Annotated in this window: 25 protein-coding genes; 17 read left to right on the top strand and 8 right to left on the bottom strand. The window is 74.5% G+C overall.

All coding sequences use genetic code 11. The annotated features are described in order from the left end of the window. Nucleotides 1–30: 30 nt before the first annotated feature. Genes E4U91_RS38045 through hisF form a run of 5 tightly spaced genes read left to right on the top strand, consistent with a single transcriptional unit; the run spans nucleotide 31 to nucleotide 2,744 of the window. Nucleotides 31–195, top strand: coding sequence for a hypothetical protein (locus E4U91_RS38045; protein ID WP_168218087.1), 165 nt, complete (start codon nucleotides 31–33; stop codon nucleotides 193–195). Beyond that, nucleotides 195–836, top strand: coding sequence for an imidazole glycerol phosphate synthase subunit HisH (gene hisH / locus E4U91_RS09315; protein ID WP_137306409.1), 642 nt, complete (start codon nucleotides 195–197; stop codon nucleotides 834–836). Before E4U91_RS38045 ends, hisH begins: the two co-directional genes overlap by 1 nt. A 17-nt stretch (nucleotides 837–853) precedes the next feature. Beyond that, nucleotides 854–1,573 carry a bifunctional 1-(5-phosphoribosyl)-5-((5-phosphoribosylamino)methylideneamino)imidazole-4-carboxamide isomerase/phosphoribosylanthranilate isomerase PriA gene (priA, locus tag E4U91_RS09310; protein ID WP_137310740.1) on the top strand — a complete coding sequence of 240 codons (720 nt, stop codon included), beginning with the start codon at nucleotides 854–856 and terminating at the stop codon, nucleotides 1,571–1,573. Beyond that, nucleotides 1,570–1,962, top strand: coding sequence for a RidA family protein (locus E4U91_RS09305; RefSeq protein WP_137306408.1), 393 nt, complete (start codon nucleotides 1,570–1,572; stop codon nucleotides 1,960–1,962). The genes priA and E4U91_RS09305 overlap by 4 nt, the downstream gene beginning before the upstream one ends. Nucleotides 1,963–1,988: 26 nt before the next feature. Then, entirely contained in the window at nucleotides 1,989–2,744 is a 756-nt protein-coding gene (hisF, locus tag E4U91_RS09300) for an imidazole glycerol phosphate synthase subunit HisF (protein ID WP_137306407.1), read from the top strand. Between the two features lie 52 nt (nucleotides 2,745–2,796). Here hisF and E4U91_RS09295 read toward each other — a convergent pair whose 3' ends face one another. Then, nucleotides 2,797–3,432, bottom strand: a complete 636-nt coding sequence (locus tag E4U91_RS09295; RefSeq protein ID WP_137306406.1) for a TIGR03085 family metal-binding protein — start codon at nucleotides 3,430–3,432, stop codon at nucleotides 2,797–2,799. A 61-nt stretch (nucleotides 3,433–3,493) separates the two neighbouring features. Between E4U91_RS09295 and hisI the strand changes: the two genes are divergently transcribed. The 11 genes from hisI to lgt all read left to right on the top strand — a co-directional run bounded on the left by hisI (nucleotide 3,494) and on the right by lgt (nucleotide 12,440). Next, nucleotides 3,494–3,895: a phosphoribosyl-AMP cyclohydrolase gene (hisI, locus tag E4U91_RS09290; RefSeq protein ID WP_137310739.1), complete on the top strand. Its 402-nt coding sequence runs from the start codon at nucleotides 3,494–3,496 to the stop codon at nucleotides 3,893–3,895. A gap of 11 nt (nucleotides 3,896–3,906) precedes the next feature. Then, complete coding sequence (locus E4U91_RS09285; RefSeq protein ID WP_137306405.1) at nucleotides 3,907–5,385, top strand: anthranilate synthase component I; 1,479 nt, start codon at nucleotides 3,907–3,909, stop codon at nucleotides 5,383–5,385. A 68-nt stretch (nucleotides 5,386–5,453) separates the two neighbouring features. After that, entirely contained in the window at nucleotides 5,454–6,104 is a 651-nt protein-coding gene (locus tag E4U91_RS09280; protein WP_137310738.1) for a TIGR02234 family membrane protein, read from the top strand. A gap of 178 nt (nucleotides 6,105–6,282) precedes the next feature. After that, complete coding sequence (locus E4U91_RS09275; protein WP_137306404.1) at nucleotides 6,283–6,534, top strand: HGxxPAAW family protein; 252 nt, start codon at nucleotides 6,283–6,285, stop codon at nucleotides 6,532–6,534. Between the two features lie 82 nt (nucleotides 6,535–6,616). Continuing rightward, on the top strand, nucleotides 6,617–7,054 hold the full coding sequence (locus E4U91_RS09270) for a DUF2752 domain-containing protein (RefSeq protein WP_137306403.1): 438 nt from the start codon (nucleotides 6,617–6,619) through the stop codon (nucleotides 7,052–7,054). A gap of 138 nt (nucleotides 7,055–7,192) precedes the next feature. Continuing rightward, nucleotides 7,193–8,002, top strand: a complete 810-nt coding sequence (gene trpC / locus E4U91_RS09265; RefSeq protein WP_067231942.1) for an indole-3-glycerol phosphate synthase TrpC — start codon at nucleotides 7,193–7,195, stop codon at nucleotides 8,000–8,002. Between the two features lie 19 nt (nucleotides 8,003–8,021). Next, nucleotides 8,022–8,195, top strand: coding sequence for a tryptophan biosynthesis modulator TrpM (gene trpM / locus E4U91_RS39905; protein ID WP_137306402.1), 174 nt, complete (start codon nucleotides 8,022–8,024; stop codon nucleotides 8,193–8,195). A 110-nt stretch (nucleotides 8,196–8,305) separates the two neighbouring features. Then, nucleotides 8,306–9,589, top strand: a complete 1,284-nt coding sequence (gene trpB, locus E4U91_RS09255) for a tryptophan synthase subunit beta (RefSeq protein ID WP_137306401.1) — start codon at nucleotides 8,306–8,308, stop codon at nucleotides 9,587–9,589. After that, nucleotides 9,586–10,404, top strand: coding sequence for a tryptophan synthase subunit alpha (gene trpA, locus E4U91_RS09250; RefSeq protein ID WP_137306400.1), 819 nt, complete (start codon nucleotides 9,586–9,588; stop codon nucleotides 10,402–10,404). Before trpB ends, trpA begins: the two co-directional genes overlap by 4 nt. Before the next feature lie 98 nt (nucleotides 10,405–10,502). Further along, nucleotides 10,503–11,279, top strand: a complete 777-nt coding sequence (locus E4U91_RS09245; RefSeq protein WP_137306399.1) for a DsbA family protein — start codon at nucleotides 10,503–10,505, stop codon at nucleotides 11,277–11,279. Nucleotides 11,280–11,363: 84 nt separating this feature from the next. Further along, nucleotides 11,364–12,440, top strand: coding sequence for a prolipoprotein diacylglyceryl transferase (lgt, locus tag E4U91_RS09240; protein WP_137306398.1), 1,077 nt, complete (start codon nucleotides 11,364–11,366; stop codon nucleotides 12,438–12,440). 75 nt (nucleotides 12,441–12,515) lie between these two features. Here the strand turns inward: lgt and E4U91_RS09235 are convergent, their stop codons facing one another. From E4U91_RS09235 to E4U91_RS09205, 7 genes are read right to left on the bottom strand one after another with little or no spacing between them, the layout of a single operon-like run. Continuing rightward, nucleotides 12,516–13,346 (bottom strand): HpcH/HpaI aldolase/citrate lyase family protein, encoded by an 831-nt coding sequence (locus E4U91_RS09235; RefSeq protein ID WP_137306397.1) that lies wholly within the window; start codon nucleotides 13,344–13,346, stop codon nucleotides 12,516–12,518. Next, nucleotides 13,343–14,533 carry a CaiB/BaiF CoA transferase family protein gene (locus E4U91_RS09230; RefSeq protein ID WP_137306396.1) on the bottom strand — a complete coding sequence of 397 codons (1,191 nt, stop codon included), beginning with the start codon at nucleotides 14,531–14,533 and terminating at the stop codon, nucleotides 13,343–13,345. The genes E4U91_RS09235 and E4U91_RS09230 overlap by 4 nt, the downstream gene beginning before the upstream one ends. Then, entirely contained in the window at nucleotides 14,530–15,423 is an 894-nt protein-coding gene (rbsK, locus tag E4U91_RS09225) for a ribokinase (protein WP_137306395.1), read from the bottom strand. Before rbsK ends, E4U91_RS09230 begins: the two co-directional genes overlap by 4 nt. Further along, on the bottom strand, nucleotides 15,420–16,781 hold the full coding sequence (locus E4U91_RS09220; protein ID WP_137306394.1) for an ADP-ribosylglycohydrolase family protein: 1,362 nt from the start codon (nucleotides 16,779–16,781) through the stop codon (nucleotides 15,420–15,422). The genes rbsK and E4U91_RS09220 overlap by 4 nt, the downstream gene beginning before the upstream one ends. After that, a complete protein-coding gene (locus E4U91_RS09215) occupies nucleotides 16,769–17,944 on the bottom strand; it encodes an ADP-ribosylglycohydrolase family protein (protein WP_137306393.1) in 1,176 nt (391 codons plus the stop codon). Before E4U91_RS09215 ends, E4U91_RS09220 begins: the two co-directional genes overlap by 13 nt. Nucleotides 17,945–17,952: 8 nt before the next feature. Then, the gene (locus E4U91_RS09210; RefSeq protein ID WP_137306392.1) at nucleotides 17,953–19,215 is read right to left on the bottom strand and encodes an ADP-ribosylglycohydrolase family protein; all 1,263 of its coding nucleotides are present in this window, start codon (nucleotides 19,213–19,215) and stop codon (nucleotides 17,953–17,955) included. Next, nucleotides 19,212–20,321, bottom strand: a complete 1,110-nt coding sequence (locus E4U91_RS09205) for an ADP-ribosylglycohydrolase family protein (protein WP_137306391.1) — start codon at nucleotides 20,319–20,321, stop codon at nucleotides 19,212–19,214. The genes E4U91_RS09210 and E4U91_RS09205 overlap by 4 nt, the downstream gene beginning before the upstream one ends. A 278-nt stretch (nucleotides 20,322–20,599) precedes the next feature. On the opposite strand from E4U91_RS09205, the gene E4U91_RS09200 reads away from it, so the two are divergent. Continuing rightward, nucleotides 20,600–21,331 carry a VIT1/CCC1 transporter family protein gene (locus tag E4U91_RS09200; RefSeq protein WP_137306390.1) on the top strand — a complete coding sequence of 244 codons (732 nt, stop codon included), beginning with the start codon at nucleotides 20,600–20,602 and terminating at the stop codon, nucleotides 21,329–21,331. Nucleotides 21,332–21,402 lie beyond the last annotated feature (71 nt).

Here is a 21,402-nt window from a genome sequence, read left to right as displayed (position 1 = left end):
CGCGGGCGGAGAAGCGAACGGAGGCACACGGTGAACGGGCTGTCGACCCTCCTCATCGTCGTCGGGCTGTTCCTGGCCGGCGGCATCTACTCCTTCGTCAAGCAGGACATGCCGCGCAGCCTGATCGTGCTGCTCTCCATCGGCGCCGGGATGTGCCTGCTGGCGGGCGTCATGCGGCTGGAGGTGTGGAACTGATGAGCACGCCGAAGAAGGTCGTCGTCTTCGACTACGGCTTCGGCAACGTCCGCTCGGCCGAGCGCGCCCTCGCGCGCACCGGGGCCGACGTCGAGATCACCCGCGACTTCGACCGGGCGATGAACGCCGACGGCCTGCTGGTGCCGGGCGTCGGCGCGTTCGCCGCCTGCATGAAGGGCCTGAGGGAAGCGCGCGGCGACTGGATCGTCGACCGCCGGCTGTCCGGCGGCCGGCCCGTGATGGGCATCTGCGTCGGCATGCAGATCCTGTTCGCGCGCGGCATCGAGCACGGCGTGGAGACGGAGGGCCTCGCCGAGTGGCCCGGCACCGTCGGGCCGCTGAAGGCCGACGTCGTGCCCCACATGGGCTGGAACACCGTGGACGCCCCGGCCGGCTCCGAGCTGTTCGCCGGCCTGGACGCGGACGCCCGCTTCTACTTCGTGCACTCCTACGCCGTGCACGACTGGAGCCTGGAGACGCACAACCCGCTCCTGGCGGCACCCCGGGTGACCTGGTCGACGCACGGCGAGCCGTTCGTGGCCGCCGTGGAGAACGGTGCCCTGTGGGCCACGCAGTTCCACCCCGAGAAGTCCGGCGACGCCGGAGCCCAGCTCCTCACCAACTGGATCGGAACCCTGTGACCGCCTCGTCCGCACACGTGCTCGAACTCCTCCCCGCCGTCGACGTCCGCGACGGCCAGGCCGTCCGCCTCGTCCACGGCGAGTCCGGCACGGAGACCTCCTACGGCTCCCCGCTGGAGGCCGCCCTCGCCTGGCAGCGCTCGGGCGCCGAGTGGCTGCACCTGGTCGACCTGGACGCCGCGTTCGGCACCGGCGACAACCGCGAGCTGATCGCCGAGGTCGCCCGCGCCATGGACATCAAGGTCGAGCTGTCCGGCGGCATCCGCGACGACGACACCCTCGCCGCGGCTCTGGCCACCGGCTGCACCCGCGTCAACCTCGGCACCGCCGCCCTGGAGACCCCCGAGTGGGTCGCCGAGGTCATCGCCCGGCACGGCGACAAGATCGCCGTCGGCCTCGACGTGCGCGGCACCACCCTGCGCGGCCGCGGCTGGACCCGCGACGGCGGCGACCTCTACGAGACGCTGGAGCGCCTCGACAAGGAGGGCTGCGCCCGCTACGTCGTCACCGACATCGCCAAGGACGGCACGCTCCAGGGCCCCAACCTGGAGCTGCTGAAGAACGTCTGCGCGGCGACCGACCGCCCCGTCGTGGCCTCCGGCGGCGTGTCGTCCCTGGACGACCTGCGCGCCCTGGCCGGCCTGGTCCCGCTCGGTGTCGAGGGCGCCATCGTCGGGAAGGCGCTGTACGCGAAGGCGTTCACCCTGGAAGAGGCCCTGGAGGCTGTGTCGTCATGACGTCGGGAGCCGTACGGCGCGTGCAGGGCGCAAGTCCCTGGGAGGAGTCCTTCGGTTTCGCCCGCGCCGTCGCGGCCGGCGACCGTGTGCTGGTGGCGGGCACCACGTCCTTCCGGGGCAGCGTGCTCTACGGGGAGGGCGACCCGTACGAACAGGCGAAGGCCGCGTTCACCGGCGCACTGGAGGCGATCGCCGAGTTCGGGCTGGGCCCGGAGTCGGTGATCAGGACCCGCATGTACCTCTCCCACGCGCGCGACGTGGACGAGGTGGGCCGGGCCCACAAGGAACTGTTCGACCGGGTGCGCCCGGCCTCGACCCTGGTGGTCGTGGAGGGCTTCGTGGACCCGCGGATCCTGGTCGAAGTGGAACTCGAAGCATTCAGAGGCTGAAAGGCCGGTTGAGGAGCCGTGGATTCATGACCCTGGCGGTCCGAGTCATCCCCTGCCTGGACGTGGACGACGGCCGGGTCGTCAAGGGCGTCAACTTCCAGAACCTGCGCGACGCGGGCGACCCCGTCGAGATGGCGAAGGTCTACGACGCCGAGGGCGCCGACGAGTTGACGTTCCTGGACATCACCGCCTCGTCGGGCAACCGCGAGACCACCTACGACGTGGTGCGCCGCACCGCCGAGCAGGTCTTCATCCCGCTGACCGTCGGCGGCGGCGTGCGCAGCGCCGAGGACGTCGACAAGCTGTTGCGCGCCGGCGCGGACAAGGTGGGCGTCAACACCGCCGCGATCGCGCGGCCCGAGCTGATCCGCGAGATCGCCGAGCGCTTCGGCAGCCAGGTGCTGGTGCTGTCGGTGGACGCCCGCCGCACGGAGGCCGGCACCTTCGAGGTGACCACCCACGGCGGCCGCCGGGGCACCGGCATCGACGCCGTCGAGTGGGCGCACCGGGCGGCCGAGCTGGGCGCCGGCGAGATCCTGCTGAACTCCATGGACGCCGACGGCACCAAGGACGGCTACGACCTGGAGATGATCGCCGCCGTCCGCAAGCACGTCACGGTCCCGGTGATCGCCTCCGGCGGCGCCGGCCGGCTCGCCGACTTCGCCCCGGCGGTCGAGGCGGGCGCCGACGCCGTGCTCGCCGCGTCCGTGTTCCACTTCGGCGACCTGCGTATCGGCGAGGTCAAGCAGGCCCTCGGCGAGGCCGGCCACCCGGTGCGCTGACCGCCGCCCGCCCCCCGGACGTGACCGGGGGGACCGGGCCGTCCGCAGCGCGTCAGATCCCGAGCTGCTTGCCCGCGCGCAGCTGCTCGATGGCGTTCTCCTCGCCCTGCAGGTCCACCGTGGCGGCGCTCTGCCGGCCGTACAGGAACAGCAGCAGCTCGGACGGCTCGCCCGTCGCCGTCACCACCGGCGTGCCGCGGTTGGCGACCACCGTGCGGCCGTCCGGGCGCCGCAGCACCAGGCCGGTGGCCGTGCCGCGGCCCGTCAGCCGGGCCGTGCGCTCCAGCCGCGACCACAGGGCGTCCTGGAACACCGGGTCCAGCGGGCGCGGCGACCAGTCCGGCTGGGCCCGGCGCACGTCCTCGGTGTGGACGTAGAACTCGATGATGTTCGACGCCTCGTCGATCTGCTTGAGCTGGAAGGGTGAGAAGCGCGGCGGACCGGTGCGGATGAGCTGGATCAGCTCCTCGTACGGCTTGGCCGTGAACTCCTCCATCACCCGGTCCAGGCGGGGGGCGAGCTGCTTGATCAGGATGCCCCCGGCGGCGTCCGGGCGCCGCTCCCGCACCACCACGTGCGCGGCCAGGTCACGGGTGACCCAGCCCTCGCACAGCGTCGGGGCGTCGGGGCCGGCGGTTTCCAAGAGGTCGGCGAGCAGGAGCCGTTCACGCTTGGCGAAGGTCGACATGGGGCCAGCCTACGACCAGCCCGCGGACGCGGCACCGGTGTGGTCGCCTCCGCGCGGCACAATGGCACCCATGACCAGCACCGACCGGCCCAGCGGCCTCGACCCGCAGATCGCGGCGCGCCTCAAGCGCAGCCCCGACGGCCTCCTGCCCGCCATCGCCCAGCAGTACGACACCGGTGAGGTGCTGATGCTCGGCTGGATGGACGACGAGGCGCTGCACCGCACCCTCAGCACCGGCCGCTGCACCTACTGGTCGCGCAGCCGCCAGGAGTACTGGGTCAAGGGCGACACCTCCGGGCACGTCCAGTGGGTGAAGTCCGTCGCCCTGGACTGCGACGCCGACACCGTGCTCGTCCGGGTCGACCAGGTCGGGGCCGCCTGCCACACCGGCGCGCGCACCTGCTTCGACACCGACGTGCTGCTCGCGGACGCCGGTTCCGGTGCCGCGGCCCGGGGTCAGTAGGGTCGGCCGTCATGGACCTCGAGACGTTCCGCAAGCTGGCCGCCGACCGGCGCGTGATCCCGGTCACCCGCAAGCTCCTCGCCGACGGCGACACCCCGGTCGCCCTGTACCGCAAGCTCGCCGCCGAGCGCCCGGGCACCTTCCTGCTGGAGTCCGCCGAGAACGGCCGCTCCTGGTCCCGGTACTCCTTCGTCGGCGTGCGCTCCTCGGCGGCGCTCACCTCCCGCGACGGACAGGCCCACTGGCTCGGCACCCCGCCGGTGGGCGTCCCCACCGACGGCGACCCGCTCGCCGCCCTGCGCGCCACCCTCCAGGCCCTGCACACCCCCCACCAGGAGGGCCTGCCGCCCTTCACCGGCGGCCTGGTCGGCTACCTCGGCTACGACATCGTCCGCCGCCTGGAGAAGATCGGCCCCGGCGAGCGCGACGACCTGCGGCTGCCCGAGCTGACCATGCTCCTCACCAGCGACCTCGCGGTGATGGACCACTGGGAGGGCTCGGTCCTGCTGATCGCCAACGCGATCAACCACAACGACCTCGACACGGGCGTGGACGAGGCCCACGCCGACGCGGTGGCCCGCCTGGACGCCATGGAGGCGGACCTCTCGCGCGCCGTCCCCCAGCCGCCGGCCGTCCTGCCGCCCTCCGAGCTGCCGGAGTACACCGCGCGCTGGGGCGGCCCCGACTTCCAGCGCGCCGTCGAGGACGTCAAGGAGCGCATCCGCGCGGGCGAGGCCTTCCAGGTCGTGCCCTCGCAGCGCTTCGAGACCCCGTGCACGGCGAGCGCCCTGGACGTCTACCGGGTGCTGCGGGCCACCAACCCCTCGCCGTACATGTACCTGTTCCGCTTCGACGGGTTCGACGTCGTCGGCTCGTCCCCCGAGGCCCTGGTGAAGGTCGAGGACGGGCGGGCCATGGTCCACCCCATCGCCGGCACCCGGCACCGCGGGGTGACGCCGCAGGAGGACCAGGCCCTCGCCGAGGAGCTGCTCGCCGACCCCAAGGAGCGCGCCGAGCACCTGATGCTGGTCGACCTCGGCCGCAACGACCTGGGCCGGGTCTGCGAGCCGGGCTCGGTGGAGGTCGTGGACTTCATGTCCGTCGAGCGGTACTCCCACGTGATGCACATCGTCTCCACCGTCACCGGCACGGTAGCCGCCGGCCGCACCGCCTTCGACGTGCTCACCGCCTGCTTCCCGGCGGGCACCCTCTCCGGCGCCCCCAAGCCCCGCGCGATGCAGATCATCGACGAGCTCGAACCCTCCCGGCGCGGCCTGTACGGCGGCTGCGTCGGCTACCTCGACTTCGCCGGCGACTCCGACACCGCCATCGCCATCCGCACCGCCCTGCTGCGCGACGGCACCGCCCACGTGCAGGCGGGCGCGGGCGTGGTGGCCGACTCCGACCCGGTCGCCGAGGACCAGGAGTGCCGCAACAAGGCGGCCGCGGTCCTGCGGGCGGTGCACACCGCGAACCGCCTGCGCGCGTAGACCCCCGCGCGCGATGGGGCGCGTCTCACGCAACCCCGGGTGACCGTTCGCCCGGGGTCCGGGTGACACTGGAGTACGTGACTGCCGTACCGCACCCCCGAACCGAAGCCGCCGGCCCCGCGCGGGCCGGCCGCCGGAGCCTCGCCGTCGCCCTGCTGAGCGGAGCGCTCGGCGCGGCCGTGGCCCTCCTCGCCACCCGGCAGCGCTGGTCGGAGGGCACCGCCACGGTGGCCGGCGGCTCCTTCCCGCTGACCGCCCGGGGGAGCGACGTCACCGGCGTCCCCGCCGCGCTCGCCATAGTGGGCCTCGCCGCGTTGGTCGCGGTGTTCGCGGTCCGCCGGGCCGGCCGCCTCGCGGTCTCCGCGCTGCTCGCGCTCTCCGGTCTCGGCATCGTCACCGCTGCCCTGGTCGGCGCCTCCGACTCCAGCGCGCTCGACGAGAAGGCCGCCCAGGCCTCCGGCGACACCTCCGCCACGGTCGCCTCCTTCAGCCACACCGCCTGGCCGTACGTCGCGGCCGTCGGCGGCCTGCTGATCCTGCTGGCCGGCCTGCTCGCCCTGCGCTACGGCCGCCTGTGGCCGGCCATGTCCGGCCGCTACGAGCGCGACGGCGCCCCCCGCCCCCGGCGCGCGGCGGCCCCGGTCGACCCCGACCGTCCCGAGGACATCTGGAAGGCCCTGGACCGCGGCGAGGACCCCACGGGCGCCGACCCCGCCTGACCGTCCGCCCGGGTGTGGCGCATCAGACGCCGGCGGGAGGCCACCCCCGCTCATTGCGCGCCCGGGCGTGCGGGACAATGGCAGGGGGTTCCGGCACGGGTCCGGACGAACCCCGTAGGACACAGCGCGTACGACACGTTCGGCACGTTCGACACGTCACAGCAACGAGGAGCAAGTCATGGCGGGCAGCAGCCACGGTCACACCCCGGCCGCGTGGACCGGTGTCATCATCGCCTTCATCGGTTTCTGCGTCGCGGGCACGTTCATGGTGGCGGCCCAGCCGGCCGGTTTCTGGGCCGGCATGGTGATCGTGCTGCTCGGTGGTGTGGTCGGCGGGATCATGCGCGCCATGGGCCTCGGCCAGCCGAAGGAGCAGCACCCGGTGCACCAGGTGTCGGCGACGCGCGAGCCGGCCGGCGCCGAGGGCTGAGCTCCCCGCACGCCTGTCCCGGGCGGCGGCCGGTGACCCCACCGGCCGCCGCCCGCGCGCGTACCGGCCGGTGCGCGGCACAATGCGAGGCGTGGAAGCAGACCAGCACAGCGTGACCACGGACCCCCGCGCGGCGCGGCTCGCCGTGCCCGCCGGGATCCTCGCGGCCGTCGCCGGGGCCTTCGCCTACGTCGGCACGGTCGACCCGAACACCCCGGGCCACTACCCGCTGTGCCCGCTCTACGCCGTCACGGGCCTGTACTGCCCCGGCTGCGGCGGACTGCGCAGCGCGCACGCGTTCGTGCACGGCGACCTGCTCGGCGCCCTCCACGACAACGCGGCCGCCGTGCTGGCCTACCTGGGCTTCGCCGTCGTGTGGACCATCTGGGTGGTCCGCGCCGTACGCGGCCGGCCGCCCGGGATCCGGCTCGGCACGGCGCACCTGTGGACCCTCGGCGCGTTCCTGCTGGTCTTCACGGTTGTCCGGAACCTGCCCTTCGGTGGCTGGCTGCGTCCTTGATCATCTCCGGGTGTCCAGGTACTGGGACCCGGATGGCCTGATGCGGGGCCCCGCCCCCGCTCCGGATACCATCGCAGTGACCATGGGTTTCCCCGCTGGTCGCTGGAACTGTCCACCGTCAGGAAGGGGGCCGCTCGCGTGAGTGTGCTCGACGAGATCATCGACGGAGTCCGGGCCGACCTCGCGGAGCGGCAGGCGCGCGTCAGCCTCGACGAGCTCAAGGAGCGCGCGGCGAAGGCCCCCGCGGCCAAGGACGGCGTGGCCGCGCTCAAGGGCGACGGCGTCAAGGTCATCTGCGAGGTCAAGCGCTCCAGCCCGTCCAAGGGCGCGCTGGCCGCGATCGCCGACCCGGCGGCCCTCGCCGCGGACTACGAGGCGGGCGGCGCGGCCGTCATCTCCGTGCTCACCGAGCAGCGCCGCTTCGGCGGCTCGCTCGCCGACCTGGAGGCCGTCCGCGCGCGCGTGGACATCCCGGTCCTGCGCAAGGACTTCATCGTCACCTCGTACCAGCTGTGGGAGGCCCGCGCGTACGGCGCCGACCTCGCCCTGCTGATCGTGGCCGCCCTCGACCAGCCGGCGCTGGAGTCGCTGATCGAGCGCGCCGTCTCCATCGGCCTCACCCCCCTCGTGGAGGTGCACGACGAGGACGAGGTCGAGCGCGCGGTCGACGCCGGCGCCAGGATCATCGGCGTCAACGCCCGCAACCTCAAGACCCTCGAGGTCGACCGCGCCACCTTCGAGCGCGTGGCCCCCGAGATCCCGGACACCCTGGTCAAGGTCGCCGAGTCCGGCGTCCGCGGCCCGCACGACCTCATCGCCTACGCCAACGCCGGCGCGGACGCGGTCCTGGTCGGCGAGTCCCTGGTCACCGGCAAGGACCCCAAGGCCGCGGTGGCGGACCTGGTCGCCGCGGGCGAACACCCGGCACTGCGGCACGGGCGCGGCTGATCCCGCTAGGCTTGCCCCGATGACCCTCTCGATCACTCTGGCGACTAGGGACCCGTACGCCCGCCTCGCGCGCGGCTGCAGGCCCCGTGGGTGCCGTGCACCCGCACGCCGGGTGCACGGCCGACGAGTGCGGTACGTCATCGGGGCCGAGCCCGGCCAGGTCAACGGGCGTCGATGGCAGCGGGCCTCCTAGGGGCGCGGGGAACTGCGCGACCAGCCCCGACGGGCCCGCACTCGGCCCTTCACCCCCGCCCCCACGGCGACCAGTGTCTTTTCTCCACACACTCACCGTGAGGTACCCGCATGCCCAGCGACTTCTTCATCCCCGACCCGGAGGGTCAGGTCCCGAGCGCCGAAGGCTACTTCGGCGCCTTCGGCGGCAAGTTCATCCCGGAGGCCCTCGTCGCCGCCGTGGACGAGGTGGCCGTCGAGTACGACAAGGCCAAGCACGACCCCGAGTTCGCCCGCGAGCTGGACGAGCTGCTGGTCAACTACACCGGCCGTCCCAGCGCGCTCACCGAGGTGCCCCGCTTCGCCGAACACGCCGGTGGCGCACGCGTGTTCCTCAAGCGCGAGGACCTCAACCACACCGGCTCCCACAAGATCAACAACGTGCTCGGCCAGGCCCTGCTCACCCGGCGCATGGGCAAGACCCGGGTCATCGCCGAGACCGGCGCCGGCCAGCACGGCGTCGCCACGGCCACCGCCTGCGCCCTGTTCGGCCTCGAGTGCACGATCTACATGGGCGAGATCGACACCCGGCGCCAGGCGCTCAACGTGGCCCGCATGCGCATGCTCGGCGCCGAGGTCGTCGCGGTGAAGTCCGGCAGCCGCACCCTGAAGGACGCCATCAACGAGGCGTTCCGCGACTGGGTCGCCAACGTCGACCGCACCCACTACCTCTTCGGCACGGTCGCCGGACCGCACCCCTTCCCGGCGATGGTCCGCGACTTCCACCGCGTCATCGGCGTCGAGGCGCGGCGCCAGCTCCTGGAGCGGGCCGGCCGGCTCCCCGACGCCGCGATCGCCTGCGTGGGCGGCGGCTCCAACGCCATCGGCCTCTTCCACGCCTTCCTCCCCGACGCCTCGGTCCGCCTGGTCGGCTGCGAGCCCGCCGGGCACGGCGTGGAGACCGGCGAGCACGCGGCGACCCTGACCGCGGGCGAGCCCGGCATCCTGCACGGCTCGCGCTCCTACGTCCTGCAGGACGACGAGGGCCAGATCACCGAGCCCTACTCGATCTCGGCCGGCCTGGACTACCCCGGCATCGGCCCCGAGCACTCCTACCTCAAGGACACCGGCCGCGCCGAGTACCGCGCGGTCACCGACGACGCCGCCATGCAGGCCCTGCGCCTGCTGTCGCGCACCGAGGGCATCATCCCGGCCATCGAGTCCGCGCACGCCCTCGCCGGCGCCCTGGAGGTCGGCCGCGAACTCGGCCCCGAGGGGCTGATCGTGGTCAACCTGTCCGGCCGCGGCGACAAGGACATGGACACCGCCGCCCGTTACTTCGGCCTGTACGACACCGACGCCGAGGTCGCCGCCGACCAGGCGGACATCGCCGAGATCGAGGGGGACGCCAAGTGAGCGGGAACATCCAGCTGTTGACCGACACCCTCGCCGCCGCCCGGGCGGAGGGGCGGTCCGCGCTCATCGCCTACCTGCCCGCCGGGTTCCCGACGGTGGACGGCGGCATCGAGGCGATCGAGGCCGCCTTCGACGGCGGCGCGGACGTCGTCGAGGTGGGCCTGCCGCACAGCGACCCCGTCCTCGACGGCCCGGTCATCCAGACCGCCGACGACATCGCCCTGCGCGGCGGCGTCCGCATCGCCGACGTGATGCGCACGGTCCGCGAGGCCCACGCGGCCACCGGCAAGCCGGTCCTGGTCATGACGTACTGGAACCCCATCGACCGCTACGGCGTCGAGCGGTTCACCGCCGAGCTGGCCGAGGCGGGCGGTGCCGGGGCGATCCTGCCGGACCTGCCCGTGCAGGAGTCCGCGCTGTGGCGGGAGCACGCCGAGAAGCACGGCCTCGCGACGGTCTTCGTCGTGGCGCCGAGTAGCAAGGACGAGCGGCTCGCGCAGATCACCGCGGCGGGCAGCGGCTTCGTCTACGCCGCCTCGCTGATGGGCGTCACCGGCACCCGCGAGTCCGTCGGCGCGCAGGCCCAGGACCTGGTCGAACGCACCCGGGCCACCGGCAGCGGCCTGCCCGTCTGCGTCGGCCTGGGCGTCTCCAACGCCGCGCAGGCCGCCGAGGTGGCCGGCTTCGCCGACGGCGTGATCGTCGGGTCCGCCTTCGTGAAGCGGATGCTGGACGCCCCGGACCACGCGGCCGGCGTCGAGGCGGTGCGCGCCCTCGCGGCCGACCTGGCCCAGGGCGTGCGCGGCCGGGCATGAGCCGCTGACCGGCGACAACGCCGGGAGATTCGGTCACTCGAACGGGTGGACCTGGAGCCGGGGAGGCGCGCTGCGCCTCCCCGGTTCGTTTCCGGGGTGTGAGCGAGAAGAATCGTGAGGGAAAGCGCACCGCCCGGGAGCGGCTGGCGGTCGAGCGCGAGAAGCAGAAGGCCTCGGAGCGGCGCCGGCGCACACTGATCGTGGCGGCGAGCGTGGTGTGCGTGCTGGGCCTGGCCGCCGTGATCGGCGTCGTCGCGGCGAACGCCGGCAAGGACCACAAGAGCGAGAGCTCAGGACCGGTGGTGGCGCCCTCGGGCGCCCAGGGCAAGGACGCCCTCGCGATCCCCGTCGGCAAGGACGGCGCGAAGTCCACGCTCACCGTGTGGGAGGACTTCCGCTGCCCCGCCTGCAAGGCCTTCGAGACGGCGTACCGCTCGACGATCCACGAGCTGACCGACGCCGGCAAGCTCAGGACCGAGTACCACCTGGCCACCCTCATCGACGGCAACATGGGCGGCAGCGGCTCGCGCACCGCGGCCAACGCGGGAGCCTGCGCGCAGGACGCGGGCAAGTTCACCGCCTACCACGACGTGCTCTACGAGAACCAGCCCGACGAGACCGACGACGCCTACAGCAGCAAGGCCAAGCTCATCGAGCTGGCCGGCAAGGTCCCCGGCCTGGTCACCCCCGCGTTTCGCGCGTGCGTGGAGGACGGCACCCACGACAGCTGGGTGGCCAAGTCCCAGGCGGCCTTCCGCAGCGGCGGCTTCACCGGCACGCCGACGGTCCTGCTGAACGGCAAGAACATCTACCAGGACCGCACCATGACGCCCGCCAAGCTGAAGCAACTGGTCGAGCAGGCGGACCAGGGGTAAGCGGCGTTCTCACCCGCCTGTTATGGAGCCGTAGCCGGGCTGCCCGCCCCCCGCCCGGCCCGGCACGGTAGCGTCGACCCTGCCATGGAACTTGCCTACATTCCCAGCCCGTCGCACGGGGTCCAGTACCTCGGACCCATCCCGCTGCGCGCCTATGCCTTCTGCATCATCATTGGCGTCTTCGTCGCCGTCTGGCTCGGCAACCGGCGCTGGATCGCGCGCGGCGGCCGGGCCGGCACGGTGGCCGACATCGCCGTCTGGGCGGTCCCGTTCGGCCTCGTCGGCGGGCGGCTCTACCACGTGATCACGGACTACGAGCTGTACTTCAGCGCGGGCCGTGACTGGGTGGACGCCTTCAAGGTGTGGGAGGGCGGCCTCGGCATCTGGGGCGCGATCGCGCTCGGCGCGCTGGGCGCGTGGATCGGCGCCCGGCGCCGGGGCATCCCGATGCCCGCCTACGCCGACGCCGTCGCCCCCGGCATCGCGCTGGCGCAGGCCATCGGCCGCTGGGGCAACTGGTTCAACCAGGAGCTCTACGGGCGCGCGACCGACGTCCCGTGGGCCCTGCACATCACGTCCTCGGCGGACGGGCGGGTGCCGGGGTACTACCACCCGACGTTCCTGTACGAGTCCCTGTGGTGCGTGGGCGTGGCCCTGCTGGTGATCTGGGCCGACCGGCGGTTCACGCTGGGGCACGGACGGGCGTTCGCGCTGTACGTCGCCGCGTACTGCGTGGGCCGGTTCTGGATCGAGTACCTGCGCGTCGACGACGCCCACCACGTCCTGGGCCTGCGCCTGAACAACTGGACCGCGCTGGTCGTGTTCCTGCTCGCGGTGACCTACATCGTGGTGTCGGCGAAGAAGCGGCCGGGCCGCGAGGCGGTCGTCGAGCCGGACGCCTCCGCCGACGGGACGACCACCGACGGGACCGCCGGCGCGGACGGGACCGACGGGGAGTCCGAGAAGGCGGGCAAGGGCGAGGGCGAGGCCGACAGCGGCGACGCCGGGCCCGCCGCGACCGGATCCGCCGCGACCGGGTCCGCCGACCTGACGAAGGCCGAGGGCGGGGCGGCTCCCGTCGAGGACGACGTCAAGACCGAGGCCGGGACCGAAACCGAGGCCAAGGCCGAGACCGAGTCGGCCGGCGGCAAGAAGGGCTAGCCGACCGCCGGTTCCCGCACGGTCCCGAGGGCGCCCGGAGTGATTCCGGGCGCCCTCGGTGTGTGCCGGGGTGCGTCACACGCGGTGGGCCAGGGACAGGGTGCGCCGGGCCGTGGCCACCACCGCCGCGTCGATGAACGTGCCGTTCGGCAGGGCCTGGGCGCCCTGGTGGGCGCGGGCGGCGCGGAGGATGTGGTGGGCCTCCTCGATCTCCCGCGGGGTAGGCAGGTAGGCCCGCTCGATCACCGGGAGCTGGCGGGGGTGGATGGCCGCGCGGCCCACGAAGCCGAGGGCCCGGCCGTGGGCGCAGGAGGCCGCGAGGCTCTCCAGGTCGCGGGTGTCGGGGTGCACCGACTGGGGCGGGGCGGGCAGGCCGGCCGCGCGGGCGGCGACCACGATCCGGGAGCGGCACCAGTCCAGGCCCCGGTCGTCGCGCAGGCCCAGGTCGGCCCGCAGGTCCGCCTCGCCCAGGGAGATCCCGCGCAGCGCGGGGTGGGCGCCGGCCACGGCGTGGGCGTGCTCGATGCCGAGGGCCGTCTCCAGCAGGGCGTACAGCGGCGGGGTGTCCGCGTCCGGCGGGGTCGCCGCGGCCGCGATGTTCCTGACCTGCTGCGGGGAGGTCACCTTCGGCAGGCGCAGGCCCGCCAGGCCGGGGAGGTGGGCCAGCGCCTTCAGGTCCAGCGGCGCGTGCGGGCCGTCCAGGGCGTTGACGCGGACGTGGACCGGGACGGTCTGCGGGTCGCGCAGCCGGTCCGCGGTGGCCTCGCGGGCGTACTCCTTGCGGTCGGGGGCGACCGCGTCCTCCAGGTCGATCACGACCACGTCGGCGCCGGAGGCCAGCGCCTTGGTGACCACCTGCGGACGGTCACCGGGGACGTACAGCCAGGTCAGCGGGCACGTGGTCACAGGGCGCCCGCTTCCCGCAGGGCCGCGATCTCGGCCGGGGCGAGGCCCAGTTCGGTGAGGACCGCGTCGGTGTCGGCGCCGTGCGGGCGCCCGGCCCAGCGGATCGCGCCGGGCGTCTCCGAGAGCCGGAACAGGACGTTCTGCATGCGCAGCGGTCCGAGCTCCGGGTCGTCGACCGTGGTGACCGTGTGCAGGGCCGTGTACTGGGGGTCGGCCAGCACGTCCCGGACGTCCTGCACGGGCGCGATCGCCGCCTCGGCCTTCTCGAAGGCGGCCAGGACGTCGGTGCGGGTGCGGGCGGCGATCCAGCCGCCCACCGCCGCGTCGAGGACGTCGGCGTGGGCGGCCCGTCCGGCGCCGGTCGCGAACCAGGGTTCCTCGGTCAGCTCCGGGCGGCCGACCAGGCCCATCACGCGTTCCGCGACGGACTGGGCCGAGGTGGAGACGGCGACCCAGGAGCCGTCGGCGGTGCGGTAGGTGTTGCGCGGGGCGTTGTTCGCGGAGCGGTTGCCGGTGCGCTCCTGGACGTAGCCGAGCTGGTCGTACCAGGTCGGGTGGGGGCCGAGGACGGCGAGGATCGGCTCGATGAGGGCCATGTCGACCACCTGGCCCGTGCCGGTGTGCTCGCGGGCGGCCAGGGCCGTCATCACCGCGTAGGCGGTGGCGAGGCCCGCGATGGAGTCGGCCAGGCCGAACGGCGGCAGGGTCGGGGGCGCGTCCGGCTCGCCGGTGAGCGCGGCGAAGCCGCTCATCGCCTCCGCGAGGGTGCCGAACCCGGGGCGGTGCGAACTCGGCCCGAACTGGCCGAAGGCGGTGACCCGGGCGAGCACCAGGCGCGGGTTGGCGGCCGACAGCTCCGCCCAGCCCAGGTCCCACTTCTCCAGGGTGCCGGGGCGGAAGTTCTCCACGACCACGTCGGCCGAGGCGGCCAGGCGCAGCAGGGTGGCGCGGCCGCCGGGGGTGGACAGGTCCAGCGTCATGGTGCGCTTGTTGCGGCCGAGGACCTTCCACCACAGGCCCACGCCGTCCTTCGCCGGACCGTGGCCGCGGGACGGGTCGGGGCGGGTGGGGTGCTCGACCTTGACGACCTCGGCGCCGAAGTCGCCGAGCAGGGTGGCCGCGAGGGGTCCGGCGAACAGGGTGGCGAGGTCCAGGACGCGCAGCCCGGCCAGCGGGGGGCGGCTCATGAGGCGTACCACGCGTCGATCTCGGTGCGCTGCGGCATGGACGCCGAGGCGCCCGGGCGCTGCACCGACAGGGAGGCCGCCGCGGCCGCCCAGGCCAGGGCCTCGCGGACCGGGCGTTCCTCGCCGAGCGCCACGGCCAGCGCGCCGGCGAACGTGTCGCCCGCGCCCGTGGAGTCGACGGCGGTGACCTGCGGGGCGGGCACGCTCACGGGCTCCGCGCCGCGCGCCGCGTACAGGACGCCGGACTCGCCGAGCGTGACGACCACCTCCGGGACGACCTCCAGCAGGGCGATCGCCGCCTGGAGCGGGTCGGTGCGGCCGGTGAGGACGGTGGCCTCGTGCTCGTTGGGCACCAGCAGGTCGGTGGCGTCGAACAGGTCGGGCGGGAGCGGCTGGGCGGGCGCGGGGGTGAGGATCGTGCGGACGCCGTGCGCGCGGGCGGTCCGGGCGCCCGCGACGACCGCGGCCAGCGGGATCTCCAGCTGGAGCAGCAGGGCGTCGGCGGAGGCGATCAGGCCCTCGTCGCCGGGGGCGAGCCGGTCGACGGTGCCGTTGGCGCCGGGCACGACGACGATCGCGTTGCCGCCCTCGTCGTCGACGACGATGTGCGCGGTGCCGGAGGGGCCCTCGACCGTGCGCAGGTGGTCGGTGCTGACGCCGGAGTGCTCCAGCGTGGAGCGCAGCCGGCCGCCGAAGGCGTCGTCGCCGACGGCGCCGATGAACGAGACGGTGCCGCCCGCGTGGGCGGCGGCGACGGCCTGGTTGGCGCCCTTGCCGCCGGGGACGGTGCGGAACTCCCGTCCGGTGACGGTCTCCCCGCGCCGCGGCGCCTTCTCGACGTACGCCACGAGGTCCATGTTGGTGCTGCCGAGCACGACGATGTCGGTCATGGGCGGGAAGCCTCCCGGTGGGTGAGCTGGGCCAGGGTGTCGAAGCCGGTGCCGTCGAACCCGGGCACGGAGGTGGCCAGGCGGTTCTTCAGGGGCGCCGTCCAGCGGTCGGGCAGGGCGGCGGGGGAGCCGGCGAGGAGCGCGGCTACGCTGCCGGCCGTGGCGCCGTTGGAGTCGGTGTCCCAGCCGCCGGACACGGCACGGCAGATGGAGCCGGTGAAGTCGCCGTCCGCGTGCGTGAGGGCGGCGGCGACCAGGGCGGTGTTGGGCAGGGCGTGCACCCAGTGGTGGGCGGGGGAGTGGCGGGCGTGCAGCGCGTCGACGACCGTGTCGAAGTCGTCGTGCTGCTCAGCCAGTTGAACGGCGTCGGCGACGGCCAGCGCCAGGCGCGAGCGCGGCGGGACGACGGTCAGGCCGGTGCGCAGACAGGCGTGGACGTCATGGGTGCCGGTCGCGGCGGTGGCGACGACGGCGGCGGTGAACATCGCGGCGTAGACGCCGCCCGCGGTGTGGGTGAGGACGGCGTCGCGGTGGGCCTGTTCGGCCGCGGCGGCCGGGGCGCCGGGGTTGGTCCAGCCGTGCACGTCGGCGCGGATCAGCGCGCCGATCCACTCGCGGAACGGGTTGCGGTGGCGGGCGGTGTGCGGGGGTTCGATGCCGCTGAGCAGGTTGCGGTAGGCGATCCGCTCGGCGGTGAAGGTGCGGCCGGCGGGGAGTTCGTCCAGCCAGAGCCGGGCCACGTCGGCGGTGGTGAAGGACCGGCCGTGGCGCTGGAGCAATAGCAGGTTCAGCAGCGGGTAGTTGAGGTCGTCGTCCTCGGGCATCCCGTCGATGTTCTCGGCGAGGGAGGTGGCGGCCGAGCGGCGGTTCCAGGGGTGGGCGAGGAGCAGGTCGGCCGGGACCCCGCGGGCGGTGAAGTACCCGGACAGGGGCCAGTTGCCGGCCGCCCGGGCCAGGTCGCGGACGGCGTCCAGGGGCAGCTTCTCGACGGGCTTGCCGAGCAGGCAGCCCACGGCCCGGCCGAGCCAGGCCGCCTCGTAGCGGGCCGGGTCGGGGACCCGGGCCCCGCCGGGCGCCGGCCAGTCGGGGCACAGCGACCTGATCCGGCCGAGGTCGGTCGGCTCGTCCTCGGCCAGGGAGCTGGGCAGTTCGGCCAGTTCGTCCAGCAGGTCCTCGGCGAGCAGGCGCAGGTAGCGCGAGGCCCCGCCCGGGGACGCGCCGGCGGTCCGGGGTGCGTCCAGGCCGCCCGCCGCGGTCCAGCGCGCGGCGATCCGCGACGGCTCGCGGCCGTCCAGGGCCGCCTGGCGGAGTTCGTGCCCGAGGAGGTCCTCGGGCTGGACCCAGGTCACGCGGAGCATCTCGCGCCTCCCAGCGTGGTGAAGGCCGCCTCGTGGGCGCGGCGCCGCTCGACGTCCCGGGCGAAGACCTCGCGGGCCACCCCGGTGAGGGTGCGGGCCGGTTCCTCCAGGTCCAGGCGGCTGGCCTCGCCCACCTGCTTCGCCCACTCCTCGGGGGCCGGGGAGCCGAGCGCGCCCGCCAGCGCGCCGGCCATCGTGGCGATGGAGTCGCAGTCGCGGCCGTAGTTCACCGCACCGAGGACCGCCTGCCGGTAGTCGCCGCCGGCGGCCACCACCATGCCCAGCGCGACGGGCAGTTCCTCGATCGCGTGCAGGCGGGACGGCCGCCGGGCGCCCAGCGAGGGGGCGCGGTAGTCGGGGCCGACCGTGTCGTAGGGGGCCACGGCCTCGCGCAGGGGGCGCAGGGCCGACTCGGTGTCGGTGTGGCGGGCGGCCACCTCGCAGACCCGCTCGACCGCCGTGCGCGTGCCGTCCTTCGCCAGTGCCAGACAGGCCCCCACCACCGACTCCGGGGTGGCGCCAGGGGCACAGGCCGCCGCGACCGCCGCGGCGAACACCCCGGCCGCCTCCCGCCCGTACGACGACTGGTGGGCGCCCGCGACGTCCAGCGCCTCGGCGTACGCGGCGCGCGGGTGGGCCGCGTTGACCAGGCCGACCGGTGCCATGTACATCGCCGCGCCGCAGTTGACGATGTTGCCGACGCCGGCCTCGCGCGGGTCGACGTGGCCGTAGTGCAGCCGGGCCACGAGCCACTTCTCCGCGAGGAAGATCCGCTGCAGCGGCAGGGCCTCCGCCTCCAGCTCGGGGATCCAACGGGGTGTGGTCATCAGGTCGGGGACCAGGTGGTCGGCGACCGCGTAGGCGTCGAGGTGGTCGCGGACACGGGCGTAGACCCGGACCAGCGCGTGGGTCATCAAGGTGTCGTCGGTGACGTGTCCGTCGCCCTTGTGGTACGGCGCGAGGGGGCGGGCGGTGCGCCAGGCGTCGCCGTTCCAGGGGCCGACGACGCCGTGGACGCGGCCGCCGTGGCGTTCGAGGATCTGGTCGGGGGAGTAGCCCTCGACCGGTCCGCCGAGGGCGTCGCCGACGGCCGCTCCCACCAGTGCGGCGGTGATGCGGTCGTCCAGCGCTTCCCCGGGGATTTCTGCCGGTTTGTTCACCATGGGCAGAATCATCCCCTTGGTCCGGGCGGTTGGCGGGTTTCCAGGAGTTCGGCGAGTTCCACCAGGTCCGTCCCGGTGAGGCGGGGCAGGGCGCAGCCCGACAGGGTGCGGCAGGCCGCGCGCCAGGACGCGGGGATCGAAGCGCCGCCGCCCAGCGCGCCGGTGAGGGCGCCCGCCAGGGCCGGGGCCGAGTCGGCGACCCGGGACAGGCACGCGGCGGCGGGGACCGCCTCGGCGATCCGGCCGTCCGCCGCGAGGGCGAGGGCCAGGGCGACCGGGACGGTCTCGGCGGCCGCGATGCCGTAGCTGTAGACGTGGTCGACGATCTGGTGCTCCAGCAGCGGGACCAGGGCGAACGCGCCGTCGGTGGTACGGGCGAGGGCGAGCGCCTGGCGGGCGTTGCGGCCGATCTCGGTGGTGCCGGGGAGCTGGTCGAGGGCGGCCGCCGCGCAGGCGGCCGGGGGCGCGCCGGCCAGGGCCAGGGACACCGCCGCGGCCATCGCCCGCGCGCCGTGCACACCGTCGCCGTCCTGGGTGTAGCGGGCGTCGAACTCGGCGAGGCCGGCGGCGGCGACCGGGTCCCCCGGGTGGGCGACGGCCAGGACGCAGGCGCGGACGCAGGCGGCGTCGTCGAAGTAGTGGGGGTTGTCGTGGCCGGTGGCCGGCGGGCGCAGACCGGCGGCCAGGTTGCCGAGGCCGGCCCGGACGGAGATCCGGGCGCGCAGGGGGAGGACGGCGGACTCGACCTCCGGGGCGCGGTCGGCCGCGGCGGCCACCTCGGCGGCGACGGCGTTCCAGGTGAGGTCGATGGCGGCGCGGGTACGGCGCTCCCGGCTGAGGTCGCCGAGCGCGGTGTCGTCGCCGGCGCGCAGGAGCGCCTCCGCGGCGAAGGCCGCCCACTCGGCGTCGTCGGAGGGGCCGAGGCGGAGGGGTTCGGGGGGTTGGTTGAGGGCGATGGGGACCGGGAGGGTGGTGGTGGCGTTCTGTTCGGCGAAGGTGTCCAGTTCGCGGGTGAGGCGGCGGGTCCACTCCGGCATGCGGGCGGCGCGGTGGCGGGCGGCGGGCCAGCCGGCGGCGTCGCCTGCGGCCAGGCCGAGCAGGAGGCCGTGGATGCGGTGCGCGTGCCGGGGGGCGGTGACCACGGCCTCGGCTTCGCCGTCGGCCCTTCTGCTCCCACCCGCACCACCGGTGCGGCATTCGTCGTCGGGTGCGGGTGGCCCCGGTGGGGGGTTCTCGCCGTCGGCGGCCGCGGGGGCGAAGGACAGGGTCATCCCGCCGCTCCCGCCTCGTCGTCGGCCACCAGCGCGAAGTCGGCGGGTTGCGGCGGCTCAGCCCTTCCCGGGTCCGCCGTCGCCGCCACCCCCGCCCCCCACTTCTCGCCCTCCCCGGGGACGAGGAGTTCCGCCACGTCCAGGACGTGGTGGCCCCTCATCGACGGGAGGCAGGTGCCGCGGGCCGGGCCGATGGCGGTGGACCAGGCCCGGGGGATCGCCGTGATGCCCTGCGTGGCGCCGGCCAGGGCGCCCGCGACCGCGGCCGTCGTGTCGGCGTCCCGGCCCATGTTGACCGCGGTCAGCACCGCGTCCCGGAAGTCCCCGTCGGCCGCCGCGTACGCGCCGAAGGCCAGGGCGACCGCCTCGGGCGCGAGGTCCGTCCAGGGGTAGCCGCCGATCACGACCGCCGAGCGCACGGCCCGTTCGCCGCGGTGGGCGACGGCCACCGCGCGGCGCAGGGAGCGGGCCGTCCAGGAGTCCTCGGGCACCACCGCCAGCGCGGAGGCGATCACCGAGTCCACCGGCGCCCCGGCCATCGCCGCCGCCACCCCCGCGGCCACCGCCTGGCCGCCGTAGATGCCCTCGCCCTCGTGGCTGACCGAGCCGTCGATCGCGACCAGCCGGGCCGCCTCCTCGGGGCGGCCCGCCGCGAAGACGCCGAACGGCGCCGCCCGCATCGCCAGCCCGTCGCTCCAGGCGTGGCGGTGCTGCGCCGAGATCGGCGCGGCCAGGCCCCGGCGCAGGTTCTCCAGCGTGCCCCGCTCGCTGAACCCGGCCCCGCGGAACGGGCCCTCGGCCCGGTCGGCGATCCACGCGTGCCAGGCCGCCCCCACATGGCCCGGGGTCAGCGCGGAGCCGTGGCGGGCGAGCAGCAGGCCGGAGAAGATCGCGTACTCGGTGTCGTCCGTGCCGGCCGGGCGGTCGGTGACGTAGCCGGTGATGCGGCCCCAGCGGGCGCGGATCTCGGAGGGGCGCAGGTTCTCCGCGGGGGCACCGAGGGCGTCGCCGACGGCGAGGCCGAGCAGGGCGCCGCGGGCGCGGTCGCGGAGGTCGGCGGCGTCCCCGGGCGCCGGGACCGTGGGGATGCGGGCGGTCGTTGCCAATGCCTCGGCCTCTCCAGACGTGGGTCGAGGGTCCGCCGGGCCGCGGAGCCTCAGCGGATCTGTCCCACCGTTGGCGGTTGACCTCAGCCTGACCGCTCCCGGAGTCACCCGGTCGACATCTGTGGAAGAAGTCGATCAGATGAGCAAAGAAGGTAAAGCCGCAGGTTAGCCCAGCCTTTCCTTGCTGGCGGGCGGGGAATGAGGGGACTACTGTCAGGGTTGTTCAAAAGTAGAACTCGTCCAAAGTTAGCTTTGGCTTAGCTTGCTGGGGGAACCTCATGGCCCTGATCGACACCGAGGCGGCACTCCACGAGGCGCACCGCGACAACCACACCCACCGCGACGTCAACGGAGGCTGGCTGCGCCCCGCCGTCTTCGGCGCGATGGACGGCCTGGTCTCCAACCTCGCCCTGATGACCGGCGTCGCCGGCAGCTCCGTCAGCCAGCACACCATGGTGCTGACCGGGCTCGCGGGCCTGGCCGCCGGTGCCTTCTCCATGGCCGCGGGCGAGTACACCTCCGTCGCCTCCCAGCGGGAGCTGGTCGAGGCCGAGCTGGACGTCGAGCGGCGGGAGCTGCGCAAGCACCCCCAGGACGAGGAGGCCGAGCTGGCCGCCCTCTACGAGGCCCGCGGTGTGGACGCCGACCTCGCCCGGCAGGTCGCCCGCCAGCTGTCCCGCGACCCCGAGCAGGCCCTGGAGATCCACGCGCGCGAGGAACTGGGCATCGACCCCTCCGACCTGCCCTCCCCGCTGGTCGCGGCCGTGTCGTCGTTCGGCTCCTTCGCGCTGGGCGCCCTGTTCCCGGTGGCGCCCTACCTGCTGGGCGCGAGCGCGCTGTGGCCGGCCGTGCTGCTGGCGCTCTTCGGGCTGTTCGCGTGCGGTGCGGTGGTGGCCCGGGTGACCGCGCGGACCTGGTGGTACAGCGGCCTGCGCCAGCTCGCGCTCGGCGGTGCCGCGGCCGGTGTGACGTACGTCCTGGGCAGCTGGTTCGGAACGGCCGTAGGATGAGTCCGCTGGTACTTATGCGAGGGGCCGCATAAGTACCCGTTACTCGCTGGTTTCGACCGCATGACCATCGG

It is taken from the genome of Streptomyces lasalocidi (assembly GCF_005280215.1).
GTDB classification, from domain to species: domain Bacteria; phylum Actinomycetota; class Actinomycetes; order Streptomycetales; family Streptomycetaceae; genus Streptomyces; species Streptomyces longwoodensis.
Note: the sequence above shows the minus strand (reverse complement) of the source record. Positions and strands in the feature narration are given on the sequence as shown.

Coding starts and splice junctions, on each gene's coding strand:
- trpB (WP_137306401.1), top strand. CDS start 8,306: ATGCCCAGCGACTTCTTCATCCCCGACCCGGAGGGTCAGGTCCCGAGC.
- E4U91_RS09305 (WP_137306408.1), top strand. CDS start 1,570: ATGACGTCGGGAGCCGTACGGCGCGTGCAGGGCGCAAGTCCCTGGGAG.
- E4U91_RS09230 (WP_137306396.1), bottom strand. CDS start 14,533: ATGAGCCGCCCCCCGCTGGCCGGGCTGCGCGTCCTGGACCTCGCCACC.
- E4U91_RS09210 (WP_137306392.1), bottom strand. CDS start 19,215: ATGACCCTGTCCTTCGCCCCCGCGGCCGCCGACGGCGAGAACCCCCCA.
- E4U91_RS09295 (WP_137306406.1), bottom strand. CDS start 3,432: ATGTCGACCTTCGCCAAGCGTGAACGGCTCCTGCTCGCCGACCTCTTG.
- trpM (WP_137306402.1), top strand. CDS start 8,022: ATGACCCTCTCGATCACTCTGGCGACTAGGGACCCGTACGCCCGCCTC.
- E4U91_RS09285 (WP_137306405.1), top strand. CDS start 3,907: ATGGACCTCGAGACGTTCCGCAAGCTGGCCGCCGACCGGCGCGTGATC.
- hisI (WP_137310739.1), top strand. CDS start 3,494: ATGGCACCCATGACCAGCACCGACCGGCCCAGCGGCCTCGACCCGCAG.
- E4U91_RS09275 (WP_137306404.1), top strand. CDS start 6,283: ATGGCGGGCAGCAGCCACGGTCACACCCCGGCCGCGTGGACCGGTGTC.
- lgt (WP_137306398.1), top strand. CDS start 11,364: ATGGAACTTGCCTACATTCCCAGCCCGTCGCACGGGGTCCAGTACCTC.
- rbsK (WP_137306395.1), bottom strand. CDS start 15,423: ATGACCGACATCGTCGTGCTCGGCAGCACCAACATGGACCTCGTGGCG.
- E4U91_RS09215 (WP_137306393.1), bottom strand. CDS start 17,944: ATGGTGAACAAACCGGCAGAAATCCCCGGGGAAGCGCTGGACGACCGC.
- E4U91_RS09270 (WP_137306403.1), top strand. CDS start 6,617: ATGCGAGGCGTGGAAGCAGACCAGCACAGCGTGACCACGGACCCCCGC.
- E4U91_RS09200 (WP_137306390.1), top strand. CDS start 20,600: ATGGCCCTGATCGACACCGAGGCGGCACTCCACGAGGCGCACCGCGAC.
- hisF (WP_137306407.1), top strand. CDS start 1,989: ATGACCCTGGCGGTCCGAGTCATCCCCTGCCTGGACGTGGACGACGGC.
- E4U91_RS09220 (WP_137306394.1), bottom strand. CDS start 16,781: ATGCTCCGCGTGACCTGGGTCCAGCCCGAGGACCTCCTCGGGCACGAA.
- hisH (WP_137306409.1), top strand. CDS start 195: ATGAGCACGCCGAAGAAGGTCGTCGTCTTCGACTACGGCTTCGGCAAC.